The following is a 19,798-nucleotide window of genomic DNA, read 5'->3' as shown; positions in this document are numbered from 1 at the left end:
ATATAATGACTATTGCTCAGGCGTTCCCCGTAGGGGAGTATCTATCCGATGAACTCGAAGCTCGCGGCTGGTCACAGCAAGATTTTGCTGAGATTATTGGCCGTCCTGTTCAGTTTATTTCTGAAATTATCAGCGGCAAGCGTGAGTTGACTAAGGAGTCTGCAGCTCAGATTGCTATGGCTTTTGGTGCCAGTCCCGAGTTGTGGCTCAATCTCCAAACTCAGTATCAGGTTTGGGTACAGTCTCAAGACGCTGATTTTCAGGAAAAACTTTCTAATATTGAACGAAAAGCGAGGCAAAGAGAGCTCGCGCCTGTATCGCTCTTAATTAAGCGTGGGATAGTGCAGGCGGGTACCTTAGATGAGATAGATCAGCAGTTACTTGATCTATATGAGGTAGATAGTTTTGATACTAAATCTAGTTATTCTTTAGCTGCCCGAAAAACTGACTCCACCGATGAAATATCTGCTACTCAGCTCGCTTGGGCATTATCTGTTAGAAAAAAAGCAAAAATAGCACAAGAAAATATTGGTGAATATAGCTTGGCCAATTTTGAGAATCTTTCTGAAAAAATTGCTAAAATTTCTGTTGCACCCGAGCGTTTTATAGACTTGCAGGAATTATTTTTTGCTGCTGGCGTGGGGCTTTTCTATGTTGAGAATTTTCCAGGTGCAAAGATAGATGGTGTTACATTTATGCTTGGAAATAATCCAATTATTGGACTTTCTGGTAGAGGTAAGCGGCTCGATAAAGTATTTTTCACTCTGTGTCATGAGATGAGCCATATTTTGAACAAAGATGTTTCTGAAACTGAGTTTAGAGTTGATGAGAATTTAGGGTCGGGGATTGATTTAAATGTACAAGAAACTGCTGCTGATATCAGGGCATCGAAAATTATTCTTGCAGGTGAAGAGCTGTCTGATCCTCCTGTAAATATCCGTGCTGACTGGGTTAATAAGGAGGCTGAGCGCTTAGGGGTGCACCCTATTATTGTTGTAGGTAGATTACAGAGCCAAGGAAAACTTGATTGGCGTACAACTCTGGCTAAGGGTGCCCCAAATGTTGATCAATACATGTTGGAATGGAAATAAAATATTGTAATGATCGAAATATGGAGAGGTTTTCAATCGGGTCTCTCTAGATTTAGCTCGTTATGTGAGGCTTATTCAAAATTCACTCATCCTGCATAAAATACTAATTCCCAGACTTCCACGAGCACCCGTCCATGCGAATCCAATGGTCATTGAAAACCCGTATGGAGCTCGTTAACACTTAATCTGCGCGATGACCGGCTCAACTGTCTACCGTAAGCGATGAAGTAGTCTGCTATTTTGCTTTTGCTCTCGACTCATCCGCCACCCCAGGCCAAACAAGAGGACGCCCCGCCCCGCCTTCCGTGAAGAAGGTGGGGCGGGGCGTCCTCATCATTTTGTGCCCGGACGGCGAAAGCCCACAAAACTCGCGCACTGTCCACGAGCGGGGTGGGCAGTGCGAGAGTCTGGTGGGCACTTAGCCTGCGCGGCTCTGAGCCGGGCGCGCGGACGCCGTTGGTCGGCTAGAAGTAGTAGGGGTAGTTCTCCCAGTTGGGGTCGCGCTTCTCCAGGAAGGCGTCGCGGCCCTCGACGGCCTCGTCGGTCATGTAGGCCATGCGGGTGGCCTCGCCGGCAAAGACCTGTTGGCCGACCATGCCGTCGTCCGGAAGGTTGAAAGCGAACTTGAGCATACGAATCGCCTGTGGTGACTGGCGGGCAATGTGGGCCGCGTACTCCAGGCCCTTGGTCTCCAGCTCAGCATGGGGCACCACGTCATTCACAGCGCCCATCTCGTACATGCGCTGGGCGTCGTACTCCTTAGCCAGGAAGAAAATCTCGCGAGCAAACTTCTGGCCCACCTGGCGGGCCAGTAGGGCTGAGCCGTAGCCGGCGTCAAAGGACCCCACGGTCGCATCGGTCTGCTTAAACTTGCCGTACTCTTCTGACGCGATCGTCAGGTCAGCAACCACATGCAGGGAGTGGCCGCCACCAGCGGCCCAGCCCGACACCAGGGCAATAACCACCTTGGGCATGGTACGAATCAGGCGCTGCACCTCCAGAATGTGCAGGCGGCCTGCGCGGGCCGGGTCAATCGAATCGCGGGTCTCACCCTCGGCGTAGCGGTAGCCGTCGCGGCCGCGAATACGCTGGTCGCCGCCGGAGCAGAAGGCCCAGCCGCCGTCCTTGGCAGAGGGGCCGTTGCCGGTCAGCAGCACGGTGCCCACGTTGGAAGTCATGCGGGCGTGATCCAGCACCCGGTAGAGCTCATCGACGGTGTGGGGGCGGAAGGCGTTGCGCACCTCGGGCCGGTCAAAAGCGATGCGCACGGTTGGCAGATCCCGCAGGATCTCACCGGCCTCGTTGCGTTCCACCTGGCGGTGGTAGGTGATATCGGTTAGGTCCTCAAAGCCCTCAACCAGGCGCCACTGGTGGGGGTCGAAAATGTCAGAAACCTTGGCAGGAAGTTCGTTAGTCATAGCCACCAGTCTACCCAGGGGCGCCCTGGGCTGGTTCCTTGTCTGTAATTGAAAGTTTCATCTGCGCGTTCAATGCACGCGCAGATGAAGCTTTCGACGACATTCAGCGCAGAAAAGGACGGACGCCGCCCCCAGCGCCCCTGCCCGCAGGCAGGGGAGTGGGGTGCGGCGTCCTGACTTAGACGAAGCTACTAGCGGGAGAGCTCCACGGCGCGGTCGAACTCTTCGTTGATTTCGCGGGCGGTGGCGGAGTCACCCTTATAGGTGGCAACCGACACCAGGTAGGCAAAGAGCAGGTTGACCAGGAAGCCGGGCACAATCTCGTACATGTAACCCGAGAGCACCTCGTTGTAGCCCCAGACGAAAACGGTGATGGTGCCTGCAACCATGCCCGCTACGGCACCAAGTGCGGTGAGCTTGCGCCAGTAGAGGGAGAGAATCACGATGGGGCCGAAGGCTGCGCCGAAGCCTGCCCAGGCGAAGGAGACCAGGGAGAGCACGGAGGAGTCGGGGTTCCAGGCAAGCAGACCTGCGATGACAGAGACAACCAGCACGCCCGCGCGGCCCAGCCAGAGGCCCTTGGCGTCTGAGAGTTCCTTGCCGCCGCTGGTGAGCTTGTAGAGGTCTTCGGCCAGGGCAGATGAGCAGACAATCAGCTGGGAGGAAAGGGTCGACATGATGGCTGCCAGCACCGCTGCCAGCACGAACCCGGCCAGTAGGGGGTGGAGCAGAATCTGGGACATGTCCAGGAAGACTGACTCAGCGTTGGTGGTGTCGGTCAGGGTTGCTTCGGGGTGGCGGGCAAAGTAGGCGATGCCGATGAGACCGGCGCTCATGGCGCCGACTAGGGTGGCAACCATCCAGGTGATGCCGATGCGGCGACCTGCGGTGGCGTCCTGGGCAGAGCGCAGGCCCATGAAGCGCACGATGATGTGGGGCTGGCCGAAGTAGCCCAGACCCCAGGCAGCTGAGGAGAGAATGCCCAGCAGGGTGGTGCCCGCAAAGAGGGAGAGGGCGTTAGGGTTGACGGACTCGATGGTGGTTTCAAGGCCGGAGAAACCGCCCACGTAAATCAGTGCCATGATGGGCAGGACGATGAGGGCGGTGAGCATGAGCAGGCCCTGGACGACGTCGGTGTAGGTTGCGCCCAGGAAGCCGCCGAAGAGGGTGTAGGCGACGGTGATACCGGCGACCAGCAGCATGCCGGTGTGGTAGTTGCCGCCGAAGGAGGACTGGAAGAAGACGCCGCCGGCGACCATGCCGGAAGAGACGTAGAAGGTGAAGAAAATCAGGATGACCAGGGCGGCGAAAATGCGGATGATGCCGCGGGGGTCGCGCAGGCGGTTGTGGAAGAAGGAGGGGACGGTGACCGAGTTGCGGGAGACCTCGGTGTAGGCGCGTAGGCGGGGGGCTACGAACTTCCAGTTGAGCCAGGCGCCGACAGTTAGGCCGATAGCAATCCAGGCTTCAGCCAGGCCGGTGATGTAGAGGGCGCCGGGTAGGCCCATGAGGAGCCAGCCCGACATGTCCGAGGCACCCGCTGACAGGGCCGCCGCAGTGGGGGAGAGGGAGCGCCCGCCGAGCACATAGTCGTCGAGGTTGTTGTTCTTGGACTTGGCCCAGATGCCGATGCCGACCATGGCGGCGAAGTAGATAGCCAGGGCTATCAGCTGGTAGGTGGTGTTGCTCATGAGCTCCCCTTGGGTTGTAGGCGAGGGCGTGCGGGCTGGGGTGGGTGCGTCGGCGCACCTTCCCTTATATGCAGTTTCTCTAAAGTATCTTGTTTAGATTACTTGAGGTATTTGCTGAGGCACACGTTTTGGTCTGTGCGTTAGCTTACACCCTGAGGGTCTGGGTGACACTATCTCGCCGCCTGAAGCTATTTAGAATCTTCGTATAAAAACGGTGAGCTTTTCTTAAGAGTGCTTCTGCGAGCGTGGATCTATCACGGGTAGGGCCGATGTATGCAGCGTTACCGCGATGGCTGACCTGTTGGTGCGCCAGACGATGTAGGCGCCGGAGGCGGCGATGAGCACAATGCCCAGGTAAGACCAGGCCGAGAGCACCTCACCCAGCATGAAGGTACCCACGATAGCCCCTACTACGGGGTCGATGGAGAAGAGCACCCCGATGACGGCGGCGCTGGTCAGCTGCCCGGCGATGTTATCGGCAGAATAGGCCAGGGCTACGCCCACGATGGCGGAGAGCGCCAGCTTGAACCAGGCGTCCGCGTCCAGCCCCGCCATAGCGGGCACTGACAGGGGAAGCTGGATGAGCGCCGAAAAAGCCAACGACATGGTGGTGCCGCGCAGGCCGCTGGTTGCGGCGGACGCTGAACCCATGCGGGCCGAGAAGATGGTGTAGCCGGCCATCGAGGCGGCTGACCCGAGGGCCCAGATAAAGCCGATAGGGTGGGCGTCCCCCGCGAGTGTAGGCCCGGCAATCATCACAACCCCGGCCAGAGCGAAAAAGGCAATGAGCCCGTCGCGCAGGCGCCGCACACCGAGCAGGGCCACCACAAAGGCACCCAGGTATTCAAAGGTCACCGCTACACCCAAAGGAATATGGTGCACCGCGTTGTAGAAACAGACGCTCATCAGGGTCAGCACCAGCCCGTAGACCAGCACCTGGGGAAGGTCCCGCCGCCGCAGGGCAAGGGGGTTAGGTCGCACCAGCGCCCACAGGACCACAGCGGCAATCAGGGCACGCAGGGCGGCGACCTGAGTGGGGCCAACGCTAGCAAAGAGCACCGAGACAATCGCAGCTGAAATCTGAATACCCAAGGAACCAGTGAGGATTAGAAGCAGGGCAGCGGTGCCCCGGCGTTCGGCCGGTATGCGGTCAGAGAGGTTCACAGCGCCTCCTAAAGCCCGCAGGTGCTTTCGAGCAGCGGGTCTACCACCGTCCAGGGGGCCTGCTTGATACGGTCTGGGCTAAAGACAGAGAGCATCTCAGCGGCGGTTTCGGGCAGGTGGGGGCCGCTTTCGCCAGCGCTCGCCCCGGTGAGCGGGGGCAGCGGAATAGAGGCAGCAATCATGCGCATGATGTGGTCGGTGCTGACCCCGGCGGCGGTGAGCTCGGCGAGGGTCACGGACCCGTCCCGTTTAGCCAGGCGCTTGCCCTCGGTGTTGAGGGCCAGGGGGACATGGGCATAGGCAGGTACCTGCAACCCCAATAGGTGAGCTAGATAGGCCTGGCGGGGAGCAGAGGGCAGCAGGTCATCGCCGCGCACCACCTCAGTGACCCCCTGGTAATCGTCATCAACCACACACACCAGGTTGTAGGCGTAGACCCCGTCGGCCCGCACCAGTACAAAGTCGTCGACCGCGTCGGTGTATTCCCCGGCGAAACGGTCGGTGACAGTCCATTCGCTCACCTGGGCTTTGAGGCGCAAGGACGCCGGCCGCAGCTGCCTGCGCTCGGCACGTTCTGCCTCGGTGAGGTTGCGGCAGGTGCCGGGGTAGGCGCCGGGGGCGCCGTGCGGGGCGCTGGAGGCCTCCTGAATTTCTTTGCGGGTGCAGTAGCACTCGTAAACTAGCCCGGCTTCGCGCAGGCGGGTCAGGGCGTCCGCGTAGGCATCTAGGCGGGTGGATTGGTAGAGCACCTTCCCGTCCCAGTCGATGCCCAGGGCGGCCAGGTCAGCCAGCTGCCGCTCTGCTGCCCCCTTCTTGACCCGGTCTAAATCCTCCACCCGCATCACAAAACGGCCTCCCGCGGTACGGGCCATCATCCAGGCCAGTAGGGCGGTGCGCAGGTTGCCCAGGTGCAGGTCACCGGAAGGGGAAGGCGCGTAACGGCCGCAGGGAACGGGAACAGGAGCGGTTTTGATAGACATCACCCCACTAGTCTAGTGCCCAGGGGAAGCAAGCGGGCTGAGGGCAGCTAGCCCTGATGAGCTGGTTAGCTAAGGTGATACATCTTTTTATGACATAAGATTGCGCTCAACCCGCGTAACACCGTTAAAGAAGGGCAGTGTGGTGAGAAATAACTGCCCAGCCACTCGTAAACACGGTAGGCACCTTTTATTTCAAGTACCTTAGAGAGTATGGCTAGAACTCTTGAAATTGCCGATGGTATCTATCAGATCTCAACGGATAACTACCGTCTTAACTCCGGCCTGATCGTGGGCGCAGAGAAGGCTATGGTGATTGATACCGGCGCCGGGCCCCGTCAGGGAGCCGAGATCCTGAGAGCTGTGCGACGGGTCACCGAGCTTCCTCTGGTTGCGGTCAATACCCACGCGCACTTCGACCGCTTCATGGGCAACGCCGTGTTCGCAGCTGACGGAGTCACCGACATCTGGGCCCACCCCCGCGCCGCCCGCGCTATCGAAAGCTACGGCGACCGCCAGCGTCTTTACGTTGAGGTGCTAGAACCCGAGATGGCCCACCAGGCTGGCCCCAACACCCAGCTTGTTGTACCCACCCGGTTCTTGCCCGGCGACGGTACCCGTCCGGCCTTTACCCGGGTAGAACTGGGCCAGCGGGCCGTTACCCTCATGTACCTGGGCCTGGCCCACACCGACGGTGACGTGCTGGTAGGCGTAGACGACGTCCTGTTCGCCGGTGACATCATCGAGCAGGGCTCAGACCCCGCCTTCGACGACTCCTACCCCGAACTGTGGGTCAGCACCCTACGAACCCTGGCAGGGCTGGACCGCTACCGTATCTTCGTTCCCGGCCACGGCACCCCGGTGGAAAGCTCCTTTATTGAGCGCATGGCAGACACCATGGAAGACGCCGTCCAGAAAATTGCCGACTCCGCCCTGAAAGAGGTTAAGGGAGCCACCACAGCATCTATGTACCAGCTGCCCTACTCGGGCGGTTCCACCCGCATACTGCTTGACCGCCTTACGAAGCTTGAAGCCCGTGAGGCTGAGGGGCAGGGGCTCTCGACCGTCACCTTCGAGGGGGATGCTGCCTCCGGCCTGACCGGCCCCATTACCCTTGGGCAGGGCTAGAAGTCCCTCGCACATTTTGCTCAGAAGCTTAGGCGATAGAAAGAAAGAGCTACCCAGCTAAATGCCGGGTAGCTCTTGCCTTTAAAGTGAATCCAGTCTGTATTAGTAAGCCCAAACCTTTCGGTAGGCACTGCGCTTCTTGTTCTGGGGGCGTAGCAGGGCGACCTGGGTGCTGGTGGTCAGGGCCGCTACCGCCCCAATCATGCAGATTGCTGCCATAAAGGCAGAGCCGGGAATCGGGTTAGTGTAGGTGACCCAGTAGAGGGCCAGAGCGCAGAAACCCGAGAAGAACCCCGAGATAGAAAGCAGGGGAACCAGAATCAGCCCCGACCGCTGGGTATCGCTCATATCAAGCTCTTCTGAGCGCATGAAACGCAGAATCACGAGCCCCAGCACACCCCAGAGGCCGGTGACCAGAATAGCTGTGACCACATCGGCTGGGCGGTGCCAGCCATTGACCACGGTGGAATAGCCGGCCGCTACCGTAAAGACCATGCTGATCAGGGCCACGGTGGGGCGGAAGCGCTTGGGCGAGGCCAGGAAGAGGGCCAGACCTGCAGCCGCAGCAAAGGTGGTATGGCCGGAGGGCGCCGAGTTACCCAGCGCTTCTTGAATACCCAGATTGGGCTTGACGATGATGTAGTTCTTCAGTAGCTGGGTCGTCAGATTAGCCCCGGCAGCAATCGCGATGCCGACCAGGGCAGGCACAAAGCGGTGCTTCCACAGCAGCACAAAGAGAATGCCGATAGCCGCGGTAATACCGGCGGCGGTGGGGATGAAGTCGAGCAGGGTAGAGGTCTGCTCGGTGTAGGTCATGAACTGGTAGGAGAACTCCTGGAAGGAAATCTCGTCGAGCTCCTGGCCGGTTGGCGTTGTAATAAAGAAAACAAAGGCTGCCACCAGAAGGCAGAAGAGGGTTCCTGCCGCAAAGAAGTGCTGGATCAGCGTCCAGAGCGAGGGGCGAGTCTGCCGAATATGCGAGGGAGTGAGCATATGCAGCCGGCCCGAGGGGGAATCTTCACCCGAGTGGGCCTGGCTACCGTAGGGAGCTCGGCCGTAGCCCGGAGCCTGCTGCCCCGGGGCTCGATAATTCTGGGCGGGGTAGCCGGGGGCTGGCCGTCCTTGTGGAGCAGTGGCAGGGGCCCTGTAGCTAGCCTGCGGCGCCCGGTGGGCGCTGACGGCGTCCGGACGCGGGGCTGCCGCCTGGGCGCGGGCCTTGCTCGCTGCGCGTGCGGCACGTTCCTTTTTGACCCGGTGCGCTGCCTCCTGGGCCGCTGCTTGCGCGGCGGCAAAACCGGTTTTAGCTGCCGCCAGGCCACTGGCGGTACCGGCCTGGAGCTTAGCTTTGATGGCCTCGCCCTGGGGAGCAGAAGGCGCGGCAGGGAGTACCACGGTGGCGTCATCATCTGTAAAAGTAGCCCGTGCCCGTGAAGCGGGAAGCACCTCGGTGGCGTCGTCACCGGGGCTGGTCGGCAGGGCAACCGTGCGGTCGGTATAGGTCTGGGGCGTTAGCACCTCGGTGGCATCGTCGGGTGTGCCAGAAACAGCGTTAGAATCGCGCTTCTCAAAACTCACAGTTATCGCCAAAGACCTTTCTGCTGCGTGTAGACACCTCAACGAGCCTACCAAGCTGTACCTGCTATTTCAGCCCTAGACCCTGCTAAGAGCTAACAGGCTCAGCCTGCACTGCTATTGTGACAAACTCACATGGGACTTTCCTGAGAGAACCCCTAATGTTGCGCGAGCACCTGCACACAGCCCCGCAGAAGCGGCGAAAGAGTAGATTAGAAGGTATGACAGCTAGCTCCCTGCCCCTGGGCTTTGCCCTGCCCCCGCTCGAAGAAATCCTGGCCGCTACCCGCATCGTAGCCCTGCCTATGCGGGTGAAGTTCCGCGGCGTCACCCTGCGCGAAACCGCCCTGATTCAAGGCCCGGCTGGCTGGGGAGAATTTGCTGCTTTTACCGAGTACGAGCCGGCAGAGGCGTCCGCCTGGCTGGCCTGCGCCATCGAGGCGGCCTGGCTGCCCTACCCGCAGCCGCTGCGCACCAGTATTTCCCTCAATGCTACGGTTCCTGCGGTGGCCGCTAGCGAGGTTGAGGCGGTGCTGGGCCGCTACGAGGGGCAGGTGCGGGAAGTCAAAATCAAGGTGGCTGAAACCGGGCTACCTTTTGAAGAATCTCTAACCCAAGACCTAGCCCGGGTAGCCGCGGTGCGCGACGCCTGCCCGGACGCCCGCCTGAAGATTGATGCCAACGGCGGCTGGACCGAGGCCCAGGCCGTCCGCGCCCTCAACGAGCTAGCTGACTACGACCTGCTCTATGCTGAGCAACCGGTCCCGGGTATTGAGGGGCTGGCGCGGGTGCGCGATGAGCTGCGGGCACACGGTAACCCCCTGCTGATTGCCGCCGATGAGGCCGTCCGTAAGGCTGACGACCCCCTGCGGGTTGCCCGCCTGGGCGCTGCCGATGTGCTCATTATTAAGGCCGCCCCCCTGGGCGGGGTAAGGCGGGCCCTGCACATCGTAGAGCAGGCGGGTCTGCCTGCGGTTGTTTCATCTGCCCTTGAAAGTTCGGTCGGTATCCGTACCGGGGCAGCGCTGGCCGCCGCCCTGCCGCAGCTGCCCTACGGGTGCGGCCTGGGCACGGTATCACTGATGGCCAAGGACGTCACCGCCTACCCCCTTGTGGCCCGGGACGGGGAGCTGCCCCTGCGGGATGTCACTCCCGAGCCTCGGCTGCTAAAAGAGGTAGCTGCCAGCCCCGAACGCACCGCCTGGTGGCACCGCCGAATCGAAGCCTGCTACCGCCTACTTGAACAGGGGTAGCTGGGCAGCGGCAGAACCCGGCCGAGTCTCGAAGAGGGCAGCGAGTAAACTGGTGGGGTGACTGATGCACCCTCAACCTCCTTTATGACCGCAATTTCTGTGCTCGACACCCTCGTGCGGGCAGGAATGCGGCATGTTCTCATCGCTCCGGGCTCACGCTCAGCCCCCCTAGCCTACGCCCTCGCAGCCCTGGACCAGGCCGGGGTACTAGAGGCCCACGTGCGTATCGACGAGCGCAGTGCCGCCTTCACCGCCTTGGGATTGGCCAAGGCCAGTGGCCAGCCGGTTGGCATGGTCACCACCAGCGGTACCGCTGTGGGCGAATGCCTCCCGGCCCTCATGGAGGCCTACCACGCTGGCGTCCCCCTGGCCCTGCTCTCAGCCGACCGCCCTGCCCGGCTCCAGGGTACCGGGGCCAACCAAACCACCGACCAGCAAGTGATTGCTCCCGCCCACACCCGAGCGTCCTGCACCCTCGAAAACTACACGGCCGACCCAGCCGACCCCCAGAGCGCCCAGCTCAACGCAGCGCTCGCAGCTCTGACCGGGCGTTCAACAGACAACTGGGACGCCCCCGCAAGCACCCCGCGGGGCCCCGTCCAGATCAACCTGGCCCTTGACACCCCGTTTATCCCCAACCCTCTAGACCAGCAGATTCTAGAGCGCTGGGCGCGCTCGCTGGCCGAAAACCCACCGGCACCTGCCACCCCACTACCCCCGGCTGACCCCAGCGCAGCTAGCTGGCTACGCGCAGGCACCACCGAGGGGGCTTGGCGGACGGACGGCGCCGGTACCGCCCGCCGTACCGTCGTGGTGGCCGGTGACGGGGCAGGGCCTATCGCCCAGGCCTTTGCCCAGCAGCAGGGACTGCCCCTGCTTGCCGAACCCTCATCGAACGCCCGCTTCTCACCTCTGGCCGTGCCCGCCTACCGGCAGGTGCTAGCAGGTGACCTGGGGCGGCAGATTGAGCGAACCGTCATCTTCGGTCACCCCACCCTCTCCCGTCCCGTTGCCACCCTGCTGGCCAACTCCGCGGTAGAACGTGCCCTCTATGCTCCCTCATCTGCCCCCTGGTATAAGCCCGGGGCCCTTGACCTACACGAGGTGGGAACCCTGACCGAGCTAGCTGACTTTGCGGGCACCGGCCAGGGAGCTACCACCGAGGACGGCCATGACTGGATGACTAGCTGGAGCGAAGCCGGCCAAGAACTAGCCCGGGAACTGAACCAACAGGTCGCTGACTACCGGGCAGGCACCTACACCCCGAACGCCCAACCCGGGGCAAGCTCAGCCGACCGCACCGCAGGCTACACTCTGGCAGAAGCCACCTGGCGTCATTGCCTGGAGGACGACTCAGTGCTGATGGTGGGCTCATCCAACCTCATCCGCGACCTTGACCTTATCGCCCCCTCCCTGGCAACCTCACCCCTGGTCTTTGCCAACCGCGGCCTAGCCGGCATCGACGGCACCATCGCCACCGCGTCCGGAATCTCCCTAGCCCTCAACCGCCCGGTACGCGTGCTCGTCGGGGACCTCACCTTCCTACACGACACCGGCTCCCTCAACATCGGCCCCCTCGAACGCAAACCCAACCTCGACGTGCTGGTCTACGACGACCGGGGCGGCGGAATCTTCTCAACCCTGGAACACGGCCAACTAGCCCAACACGAGAAATTCGCCCCAGCCGTCCGCCGCTTCTTCACCACCCCGCACACCGCCCAGCTCGAAGAACTCGCAGCAGCCTGGGGCGAGAACGGAATCAGCGTCAGGGTGGTGCGGCCGTAGGGTCTTCTTACTAGTTACGAAAAAGCCCCTCCACACCTGCGTGTGGAGGGGCTTTTCTCTGTGGAGGGCCGGTTACTTCTGGGTGGTTTCGGTGGCCCAGGGAACTGCGGTCTCGTCGGTCTCTACCTCGCTACCCGACTCGTCGGGGTTGCGGGAGAGGTGAACCAGGGCCAGGCCCAGGCCGCCCCAGATGAGGGCGATGGAGACAATCAGCATAACGATGGCGATGGAGCTCATGCTAGGCACCTTCCTTTTCGGTGGCTGACTGGGCTGCCGACTGGGCGGTGGTGTCTACGTGGCCGTGGACGACCTTGCCGCCGGCAATCGGGGGAGCCGGGGGAGTCAGCGCTGCGCGGGAGGTCTTAGACCAGGGCAGCATGGAGATGATGATGGCTACGATCAGCAGGGCGATGACCATGCCCCAGCCGAAGATGTTGAGCATCTGGTCGGGGTAGCCCTCGTAGGGTTCGTTGATCAGGCCGATGAAGGTGTTGATCAGGGAGTAGCCCAGGATGAGGGGGGTGACGCCTGCCAGCAGGATCATCCAGAGCTTGCCCATCTTCCAGGACGAACGCTCGTTGAGGTGGTCGCGGAAGATCGGCAGGGCGCGCAGCAGGTAGGCAACCACGAAGATGGAGACCAGGCCTGCGGCCAGGATACCGAACTGGTTGACAAAGTTGTCGAGGATATCGAGCACGTAGAGGCCGGAGGTGGTGGCCATGAGCAGGGTGGAGATCACCGCGATGGGGGCAATCACCAGCAGGGTGGAGCGCACGCGCCCCAGGTTGAACTTGTCTTCAACACCGGCAACGATTACCTCAACGATGGAGATCATGGAGGTGAAGCCTGCAAAGAGCAGGGAGCCGAAGAAGAGTACACCGATCAGGGTGCCGCCGGGGGCCTGGGAGATGATGGTGGGGAAGGCGATGAAGGCCAGGCCAATACCTGAGGTTGCGACCTCGGAGACCTGGGTGCCAGCGGCGGTTGCCATGAAGCCCAGGGCTGCGAAGACGCCGATACCGGCCAACAGCTCGAAGGAGGAGTTAGCGAAGCCCACAACCGCGCCGGAGCCGGTCAGATTGGTCTTGTTCTTCAGGTAGGAGGCATAGGTAATCATGATGCCGAAGCCGATGGACAGGGAGAAGAAAATCTGGCCGTAGGCTGCAACCCAGACGCCGGGCTCGGTTAGAGCGGCCCAGTCGGGGGTGAAGAGGGCATCGAGGCCGGTCATTGCGCCGTCCAGGGTCAGGGAGTAGCCGACCATAACCAGGAACATGATGACCAGCACGGGGATGAAGAAGACGTTAGCCAGGCCCACGCCCTTCTGTACGCCCAGGGACATGATGAGGGCCAGCAGTACCCAGATACCGATCAGGGGGTAGAGGATGCCGGGCACGAAGTCGAAGGTGAGAGCGACCGGGTCAGCCAGCTGCAGGACGTCCGCGAAGAAGAAGGTCTGCGGGTCGTCACCCCAGGCATGGGTGAAGGAGTAGATGAAGTAGCGGGCGGCCCAGGCGAGGATCGCTGCGTAGTAGATAGCGATGATGAAGTTGATGCCCATATGCCACCAGCCGATAAACTCGGTTTTGCGGTTCAGGCGGCGGAAGGCCAGGGGAGAGGACGCGCGGGCGCGGTGACCGATGACGTAGTCAAAGAAGAGGAAGGGCAGACCCGCGGTCAGCAGGGCGACCAGGTAAGGGATCATGAAGGCGCCGCCGCCGTTATCGTAGGCGACGTAGGGGAAGCGCCAGATGTTACCGAGGCCAACGGCTGAGCCGATTGCTGCAAAGATGAAGACCTTGCGGCTTGAGAAGCCTTCTCGTTTCTTGGGCGCTGAGGTGGGTTGTGAACTCATGTGAGTAGTCCTCCGCAGGGCTAAGTGTGAATGAATCTTTTGTAGTATGTGGGTTCAGACTAGCAAGTGATAAATAAATCTCAAATAGTGGATGGGAAAATGGGCAAAAAATATCCCGGCGGTGTCCCGCCGGGATAGGGTGCTAGGCGTCGCGGTGGACGACGGCGTGAGCGAAGGATTTGAGGGCTTCCTTGACCACTGAATCGGGGAGGGGCTCGATTGCTGCGATGGCATCGTCCGCCCACTGGTAGGCGATCTCCCAGGCCTCAGCGGTGACCGGGTGAGCTGAGAGAGCTGCGACGGCCTCTGCCAGGGCCTCGTCGCTGGTGAGGTCGCCCCGAATGAGCTGCTGGACGTGCTGGGCCTCAAGGTCGCCGGTGGCAGCTGCCCGGTCCAGCAGGATAGTGGGCAGGGTGGGCACGCCTTCGCGCAGGTCGGTACCGGGGGTCTTGCCGGACGCTGCTCCCGAACTCGTCACATCGATGACATCGTCGGCCAGCTGGAAGGCAACTCCTACCAGCTCGCCGTAGCGGGCTAGCATCTGCACGGTTGCTTCGGGCGAGTTAGACAAAATGGTGCCGTAGGAGCCAGCTGCTGCGATCAGGGAGCCGGTCTTACCCTCGATGACCTTGATGTAGTGGCTGAGAATATCTTCGTTCTTCTCGGGGCCGGTGGTTTCAAAGAGCTGGCCTAAAACCAGGCGTTCAAAGGTCTGCGCCTGAACAGCCAGGGCACGACCACCCAGCTCCGAAACGATGAGGGAGGCTCGGGAGAAGATGAGGTCACCGGTCAGAATGGCCACTGAATTGCCCCAGATGTTCTGGGCGGTGTCGACTCCGCGGCGCTTGGGCGCATCGTCCATAACATCATCGTGGTAGAGGGTGGCCAAGTGGGTCAGCTCAACTACAACAGCAGCGTCGATGACGCGGTCGTTAATGCCGCCACCGGCTTCTGCCGCCAGTAGGGTGAGCAGGGGGCGTACCCGCTTACCACCGGCGGAGAGCAGATGACGGGAGGCTACGTCGGCCAGGTGGTTGGTCTGGGCAACGGCGCGTTCTAGGCGCTGCTCAACCTCAGAAAGGGCCTCAAGAATCTTGGGGCCGAGTTCAGCGTCCTGCGCAATGAGCTCAAAGCCCCTAGGCAGGTTGAAGTCAGCTTCGGGCATGAGCGCTTCAACGCTCATAGGGGAGCTGGTGGATTCAGTCACGGTGTCTTTCACATTTCCTCGGTGGGGTCTGCGGCCCTGGGCCGCAGCAAGCTGCTCACTAGTCTACCGGTTTTACTTCGCTGGCTTATAAGCACGGTGCAGGGCCACGATGCCGCCGGTGAGGTTCTTGTACTGCACCCCCTGCCAGCCGGCTTCGGTGAAGTGGCGGGCCAGCTCGTCCTGGGCAGGCCAGGCCAGGATAGACTCGGCCAGGTACTCGTAGCTTTCGGGGTTAGATGAGACCTTGCGAGCAACCGGCGGAATTAGCTTCATGATGTAGTTGCGATAGATGGCGCGGAAGGGGGCGAAGGTGGGGGTGGAGAATTCGTTGATGACGATTCGCCCGCCGGGCTTAGTCACTCGGTAGAGCTCGCGTAGGGCCTGGGGGTAGTCGGCGACATTGCGCAGGCCGTAGCTCATAGTGACGGCATCAAACTCTTCGTCGGCAAAGGGGAGGGCAGTGACGTCTGCCTGCACAAATTCGATGTCGGGGCGGCGGCGGCGTCCTACCGCTAGCATGCCCTCGGAAAGGTCGGCGGCGATGACCTTAACACCGGCGTCGGCGAAGGGTTCGGACGAGGTGCCGGTTCCGGCGGCGACGTCAAGCACCTTCTGGCCGGGGTGGGCGTCGACCGCAGCAACGGTCTGCTTACGCCAGTAGATGTGTTGGCCCAGTGACATGATGCCGTTCATCAGGTCGTAGCGCTCGGCTACCTGATCGAACATGGAGGAGATGTCGGTGGTCTTTTTGTTAAGGTCTGCTCGGTTCACCCTGCCTATTTTGTCATGTTTGTGTCTAAAGCTCACCTTGGGGGTGTGTAAAAAATTCATAATGAATATTCATGCATAGGTTTGCATTTTTACGCATAGCGGGGCAGAATAAAGCTCAAAGCACATCGCACCTACACAGTTTTAGATACGAGGTACACCATGAAGAAGGCCCCCTTCGCACTTGCAGCCGCCGCTCTGATGCTCACCGCTTGCGGTTCTTCCGGAACCGGCGCTACCACCGAGTCAGGGGTTTCCCTGGTTTCAGAGGGCAAGCTGACTGTCTGCACCAACCCTCCCTACGCTCCTTTCGAATACGAAGAAAACGGCAAGATTGTTGGCCTGGACGCCGACATCGCAGCAGCTATCGCCTCAGACCTGGGTGTCGAAGCCGAAATGTTCACCACCAGCTTCGAGGGTATCCAGTCCGGTGTAGCCCTTTCCTCCAAGCAGTGCGACATTGCCCTGTCTGGCATCACCATCACCGATGAGCGCAAGACCGTCATGAACTTCACCGACTCCTACGTCGACGACAACCTGGCGATCCTGGTTCCCGCTGGTTCCGACATCAAGAGCGACGCTGACCTCTCCGGCCGCAACATCGGCGTGCAGCAGGCTACCAGTGGCGAAAAGTACGCCCAGGATGCCGGTGCTAACACTGTTCAGTACGAAGATAACGGCCTGCTCCTGCAGGCAGTACAGACCGGCCAGGTCGATGCCATCGTCGGTAACATCACCGTGCTGTCTGAGATGCTGACCTCTGACTCATCCCTCTCTGTAGTCCAGGAAATCGAGACTGGCGAGCAGATTGCCGGTGCCGTAGCGACCGAGAATACCGCTCTGCTTGACTCCGCCAACGCCACCCTCAAGAAGATGGAAGAGGACGGCCGCCTGGCAGACCTGCGTGAAAAATACCTGGGCGTATCCCAGTAATCACGGATAACGGGTAGTAGCATAAACCCAAGCTCACCAACGGGGGTAGGCTAGCGCAGGCGCAGCCTACCCCTCACCCGTTTATCTCTCGTCCTTCGCCGATATGATCCCGGGCAACCGGGGAACAAAAGGAAGACCACCCATGGCACTGTCGACCCGGCAGAAACAAACCTACGCCCGCTACGCCCAGTACGCCCTGCTGGCTATCATCGCACTCGTCGTTATTCTTGTCGCTGACTGGGGAACCCTGCGCGATAAGGCCTTTAACCCCGAGATTATTGCCCAGCAGTTCCCCAACATCATCACCGTTGCCCTCAAGAACACCCTGATTTACACGGCCCTAGGCTTCGTAGTGGGCCTGGCTGGCGGTGTTCTGCTGGCCCTGATGAAGATTTCATCGGTTGCCCCCTACCGCTGGCTAGCCTCGCTCTACATCGAGCTCTTCCGCGGTCTGCCCGCGCTGCTGGTCTTTATTGCCTTCGGTTACGGCATCCCCCTGGCCTTCGGCCTGCGCCTGAACAACTACGTCACCGTCATGCTGGCTCTGGGTATGGTGTCGGCCGCCTACATCGGTGAGGTACTGCGCGCCGGCCTGGAAGCTGTACCCAAGGGCCAGTACGAGGCAGCCCGCTCCCTGGGCATGAGCCACACCCGCGCCATGGTCACCGTCATCATCCCCCAGGCCTTCCGCATCGTCCTGCCCCCGCTCACCAACGAGATTATCCTGCTCACCAAGGACTCCTCCCTGGTCTACCTACTCGGTATGTCGGTGGCCCAGTACGAGCTGACCAAGTTCGGCCGTGAAGGCATCTCGGGTTCCGGTGCGGGCCTCACCCCGCTCGTCCTGGCAGGTGCTTGTTACCTGATTATCACCGTCCCGCTAGGCTTCCTTGCCCGCCACTTCGAAAAGCGCGCCAAGGCCCGCTCCCGCAAGTAAAGCATCCACCTACCCCAGGAAGAACCAGCCATGACCATCCAGACCGCACCCGCGTCCGTCACCATCACTAACCTGCATAAGTCCTACGGAGAGGTAAAAGTTCTCAAGGGCATCGACATGTCGGTAGCCCCCGGCGAAGTTGTCTGCCTCATCGGCCCCTCCGGCTCCGGCAAGTCCACCCTGCTCCGCTGCGTCAACCTGCTCGAAACCCCTAACTCCGGCAGCATCGAGGTGGCCGGTCACTCGGTAACCGACCCCGATGTTGATATCGACGCCATGCGCCGCTCCGTGGGTATGGTCTTTCAGCAGTTCAACCTCTTCCCCCACCTGACCGTGCTCGAAAACTGCACCGTTGCCCAGGTCAAGGTGCTCAAGCGCTCTAAGGCCGAAGCTAAAGAAATCGCCCTGGCCAACCTCGAAAAGGTAGGCTTAGCTGATAAGGCAGCCCGCCACCCCGATCAGCTTTCCGGCGGCCAGCAGCAGCGCGTCGCTATCGCCCGCGCACTCTCCATGAACCCCGCCCTCATGCTCTTTGACGAGCCCACCAGTGCTCTTGACCCCGAGACCGTGGGTGACGTGCTCTCCATCATGCGCCAGCTTGCTGCCGAGGGTATGACCATGATCGTGGTAACCCACGAGATGGCTTTCGCCCGCGATGTGGCTGACCGCGTGGTCTTCATGGACGGCGGCGTGGTGGTTGAAGAAGGCCCCTCCGACGCCGTCATCGGCAACCCCCAGCACGAGCGCACCCAGCTCTTCCTCTCCCGCGTGCTCAACCCCACCGCCCAGTAGATTCAGCCCGGTAGGTTCAGCACCGCCAGAGCATAAAAGCAGCCCAGACCCCTTGATTGCGGGCCTGGGCTGCTTTTATGTGCTTGTTTTTCTGTGGGGCTGTCTCAGACGGCTTTGATCTTGCCTAGTCGTTCTTGATCTGGGGCAGCATACCTGTGTTGGTGTCGGGGGAGGGAACCTCGGCGGACGGCATGCGGGTTCGTGCCCTGCGCTGGGTGAGCAGGGAGTCGGTGATGAAGAAGGCCGCGGCGACCCACACCAGCACGAAGCCTGCCCAGCGGCCTGCTGAGAGGTGTTCCTGGGTCACGAACAGGGCAACGAGGAACTGAAGGGTGGGGCCAACGTACTGCACCATGCCCAGCACAGAGAGCGGGACTCGGGTAGCGGCTCCCGCAAAGAGAAGCAGGGGCACCGCCGTGAGCACACCGCTGGCTACCAGAATCCAGAAATGGGCTGGGCCTTCTGTCAGCAGGGTAAGCTGACCGCTGTGCGCAAAGTACCACATCAGCACAGCTGCCAGCGGGGTTAGGAGCAGGGTCTCCATGGTCAGAGATACCAGGGCCGGCACCGCCCCAATCCGTTTCTTGACCAGCCCGTAGAAGCCGAAAGTGAAAGCCAACCCCAGGCCCAGCCAAGGGACTGAGCCGTAAAAGACCACCATCACCAGCACCGCGAGCGCAGCAACACCGATACCGGCCCACTGGAGGGGGCGCAGGCGCTCACCCAAGAAAACTACACCCAGAGCGACCGAGACAATGGGGTTGATGTAGTAGCCCAGGGAGGCTTCCATGACGTTGTTGCTGGTGGTGGCAATGACGTAGAGCAGCCAGTTGCCGAAGATGAGCAGGCTAGCGACCAGTAGAAGTCCGACCTGGCGCAGGTTGCCTAGCACCGTCAGCAGGTTTTTGACCTGCCGGGTGAGCGGCAGCAGGGCTAAACAGAAGACCAGCGAAAAGAGCACCCGGCCCGCCACAATCTCTAGGGGAGTGGCTGGTGCTGTCAGCATGAAGTAGAGGGGGAAGAGCCCCCAGATCAGGTAGCAGAAAAAGGCGTAGAGGCCGCCTACTACCTGCTCGTTTTTGACTGTGCTCACCGCTGTCTTCCTCGTGCTTCTCTCGGTGGTGGGGGCTTGGAGTGGTGGGCGCCTGCGGCCCGCAGAGAGGCGGGCCGGTGGCGCTACGAGAAAGTGGCTACCCGGTAGACCGGGTAGCCACTGACAGGTGCTCT

General features: G+C 61.0%; 17 protein-coding genes. 7 read left to right on the top strand and 10 right to left on the bottom strand.

Annotation, left to right across the window (positions count from 1 at the left end):
- Positions 1-5: 5 nt before the first annotated feature.
- Positions 6-1,091, top strand: coding sequence for a HigA family addiction module antitoxin (locus L6762_RS00325; RefSeq protein ID WP_237184976.1), 1,086 nt, complete (start codon positions 6-8; stop codon positions 1,089-1,091).
- Between the two features lie 464 nt (positions 1,092-1,555).
- On the opposite strand, the gene L6762_RS00320 is transcribed toward L6762_RS00325, so the two are convergent.
- The 4 genes from L6762_RS00320 to gluQRS all read right to left on the bottom strand — a co-directional run bounded on the left by L6762_RS00320 (position 1,556) and on the right by gluQRS (position 6,344).
- The gene (locus L6762_RS00320) at positions 1,556-2,509 is read right to left on the bottom strand and encodes a 1,4-dihydroxy-2-naphthoyl-CoA synthase (protein ID WP_237184975.1); all 954 of its coding nucleotides are present in this window, start codon (positions 2,507-2,509) and stop codon (positions 1,556-1,558) included.
- 191 nt (positions 2,510-2,700) lie between these two features.
- Complete coding sequence (putP, locus tag L6762_RS00315) at positions 2,701-4,200, bottom strand: sodium/proline symporter PutP (protein ID WP_237184973.1); 1,500 nt, start codon at positions 4,198-4,200, stop codon at positions 2,701-2,703.
- A gap of 225 nt (positions 4,201-4,425) precedes the next feature.
- The gene (locus L6762_RS00310; protein ID WP_237184971.1) at positions 4,426-5,364 is read right to left on the bottom strand and encodes an EamA family transporter; all 939 of its coding nucleotides are present in this window, start codon (positions 5,362-5,364) and stop codon (positions 4,426-4,428) included.
- An 8-nt stretch (positions 5,365-5,372) separates the two neighbouring features.
- Positions 5,373-6,344, bottom strand: a complete 972-nt coding sequence (gene gluQRS, locus L6762_RS00305) for a tRNA glutamyl-Q(34) synthetase GluQRS (protein WP_237184970.1) — start codon at positions 6,342-6,344, stop codon at positions 5,373-5,375.
- A 210-nt stretch (positions 6,345-6,554) separates the two neighbouring features.
- On the opposite strand from gluQRS, the gene L6762_RS00300 reads away from it, so the two are divergent.
- Positions 6,555-7,469, top strand: a complete 915-nt coding sequence (locus tag L6762_RS00300; RefSeq protein ID WP_237184968.1) for an MBL fold metallo-hydrolase — start codon at positions 6,555-6,557, stop codon at positions 7,467-7,469.
- Between the two features lie 102 nt (positions 7,470-7,571).
- Here L6762_RS00300 and L6762_RS00295 read toward each other — a convergent pair whose 3' ends face one another.
- Positions 7,572-9,044, bottom strand: coding sequence for a phosphatase PAP2 family protein (locus L6762_RS00295; RefSeq protein ID WP_237184967.1), 1,473 nt, complete (start codon positions 9,042-9,044; stop codon positions 7,572-7,574).
- 218 nt (positions 9,045-9,262) lie between these two features.
- On the opposite strand from L6762_RS00295, the gene L6762_RS00290 reads away from it, so the two are divergent.
- Positions 9,263-10,294: an o-succinylbenzoate synthase gene (locus L6762_RS00290; protein ID WP_237184966.1), complete on the top strand. Its 1,032-nt coding sequence runs from the start codon at positions 9,263-9,265 to the stop codon at positions 10,292-10,294.
- 57 nt (positions 10,295-10,351) lie between these two features.
- The gene (menD, locus tag L6762_RS00285; RefSeq protein WP_237184965.1) at positions 10,352-12,079 is read left to right on the top strand and encodes a 2-succinyl-5-enolpyruvyl-6-hydroxy-3-cyclohexene-1-carboxylic-acid synthase; all 1,728 of its coding nucleotides are present in this window, start codon (positions 10,352-10,354) and stop codon (positions 12,077-12,079) included.
- A 72-nt stretch (positions 12,080-12,151) separates the two neighbouring features.
- On the opposite strand, the gene L6762_RS00280 is transcribed toward menD, so the two are convergent.
- From L6762_RS00280 to L6762_RS00265, 4 genes are all read right to left on the bottom strand, one after another.
- Positions 12,152-12,316, bottom strand: a complete 165-nt coding sequence (locus tag L6762_RS00280; RefSeq protein ID WP_237184963.1) for a methionine/alanine import family NSS transporter small subunit — start codon at positions 12,314-12,316, stop codon at positions 12,152-12,154.
- 1 nt (position 12,317) lies between these two features.
- Positions 12,318-13,934, bottom strand: coding sequence for a sodium-dependent transporter (locus tag L6762_RS00275; protein ID WP_237184961.1), 1,617 nt, complete (start codon positions 13,932-13,934; stop codon positions 12,318-12,320).
- A 142-nt stretch (positions 13,935-14,076) separates the two neighbouring features.
- Complete coding sequence (locus tag L6762_RS00270; protein WP_237185269.1) at positions 14,077-15,117, bottom strand: polyprenyl synthetase family protein; 1,041 nt, start codon at positions 15,115-15,117, stop codon at positions 14,077-14,079.
- Positions 15,118-15,213: 96 nt separating this feature from the next.
- On the bottom strand, positions 15,214-15,972 hold the full coding sequence (locus L6762_RS00265; protein ID WP_423817067.1) for a demethylmenaquinone methyltransferase: 759 nt from the start codon (positions 15,970-15,972) through the stop codon (positions 15,214-15,216).
- A gap of 99 nt (positions 15,973-16,071) precedes the next feature.
- On the opposite strand from L6762_RS00265, the gene L6762_RS00260 reads away from it, so the two are divergent.
- The 3 genes from L6762_RS00260 (at position 16,072) to L6762_RS00250 (ending at position 18,571) form a co-directional block, all read left to right on the top strand.
- Positions 16,072-16,842, top strand: a complete 771-nt coding sequence (locus tag L6762_RS00260; RefSeq protein ID WP_237184959.1) for an ABC transporter substrate-binding protein — start codon at positions 16,072-16,074, stop codon at positions 16,840-16,842.
- 142 nt (positions 16,843-16,984) lie between these two features.
- Positions 16,985-17,779 (top strand): amino acid ABC transporter permease, encoded by a 795-nt coding sequence (locus L6762_RS00255; protein WP_237184958.1) that lies wholly within the window; start codon positions 16,985-16,987, stop codon positions 17,777-17,779.
- Between the two features lie 30 nt (positions 17,780-17,809).
- Entirely contained in the window at positions 17,810-18,571 is a 762-nt protein-coding gene (locus L6762_RS00250; RefSeq protein WP_237184957.1) for an amino acid ABC transporter ATP-binding protein, read from the top strand.
- A 124-nt stretch (positions 18,572-18,695) separates the two neighbouring features.
- On the opposite strand, the gene rarD is transcribed toward L6762_RS00250, so the two are convergent.
- Positions 18,696-19,664, bottom strand: a complete 969-nt coding sequence (rarD, locus tag L6762_RS00245; RefSeq protein WP_237184956.1) for an EamA family transporter RarD — start codon at positions 19,662-19,664, stop codon at positions 18,696-18,698.
- Positions 19,665-19,798 lie beyond the last annotated feature (134 nt).

It is taken from the genome of Rothia nasimurium (assembly GCF_928381705.1).
Classification (GTDB): Bacteria; Actinomycetota; Actinomycetes; order Actinomycetales; family Micrococcaceae; genus Rothia; species Rothia nasimurium_G.
Note: the sequence above shows the minus strand (reverse complement) of the source record. Positions and strands in the feature narration are given on the sequence as shown.

What these genes read in the sequence shown, in the direction of transcription:
- L6762_RS00290 (WP_237184966.1), top strand. Translation starts at nt 9,263, where the DNA reads ATGACAGCTAGCTCCCTGCCCCTGGGCTTTGCCCTGCCCCCGCTCGAA.
- putP (WP_237184973.1), bottom strand. Translation starts at nt 4,200, where the DNA reads ATGAGCAACACCACCTACCAGCTGATAGCCCTGGCTATCTACTTCGCC.
- L6762_RS00280 (WP_237184963.1), bottom strand. Translation starts at nt 12,316, where the DNA reads ATGAGCTCCATCGCCATCGTTATGCTGATTGTCTCCATCGCCCTCATC.
- L6762_RS00275 (WP_237184961.1), bottom strand. Translation starts at nt 13,934, where the DNA reads ATGAGTTCACAACCCACCTCAGCGCCCAAGAAACGAGAAGGCTTCTCA.
- L6762_RS00260 (WP_237184959.1), top strand. Translation starts at nt 16,072, where the DNA reads ATGAAGAAGGCCCCCTTCGCACTTGCAGCCGCCGCTCTGATGCTCACC.
- L6762_RS00325 (WP_237184976.1), top strand. Translation starts at nt 6, where the DNA reads ATGACTATTGCTCAGGCGTTCCCCGTAGGGGAGTATCTATCCGATGAA.
- L6762_RS00250 (WP_237184957.1), top strand. Translation starts at nt 17,810, where the DNA reads ATGACCATCCAGACCGCACCCGCGTCCGTCACCATCACTAACCTGCAT.
- L6762_RS00270 (WP_237185269.1), bottom strand. Translation starts at nt 15,117, where the DNA reads ATGAGCGTTGAAGCGCTCATGCCCGAAGCTGACTTCAACCTGCCTAGG.
- L6762_RS00265 (WP_423817067.1), bottom strand. Translation starts at nt 15,972, where the DNA reads ATGAATTTTTTACACACCCCCAAGGTGAGCTTTAGACACAAACATGAC.
- L6762_RS00320 (WP_237184975.1), bottom strand. Translation starts at nt 2,509, where the DNA reads ATGACTAACGAACTTCCTGCCAAGGTTTCTGACATTTTCGACCCCCAC.
- gluQRS (WP_237184970.1), bottom strand. Translation starts at nt 6,344, where the DNA reads ATGTCTATCAAAACCGCTCCTGTTCCCGTTCCCTGCGGCCGTTACGCG.
- L6762_RS00300 (WP_237184968.1), top strand. Translation starts at nt 6,555, where the DNA reads ATGGCTAGAACTCTTGAAATTGCCGATGGTATCTATCAGATCTCAACG.
- L6762_RS00255 (WP_237184958.1), top strand. Translation starts at nt 16,985, where the DNA reads ATGGCACTGTCGACCCGGCAGAAACAAACCTACGCCCGCTACGCCCAG.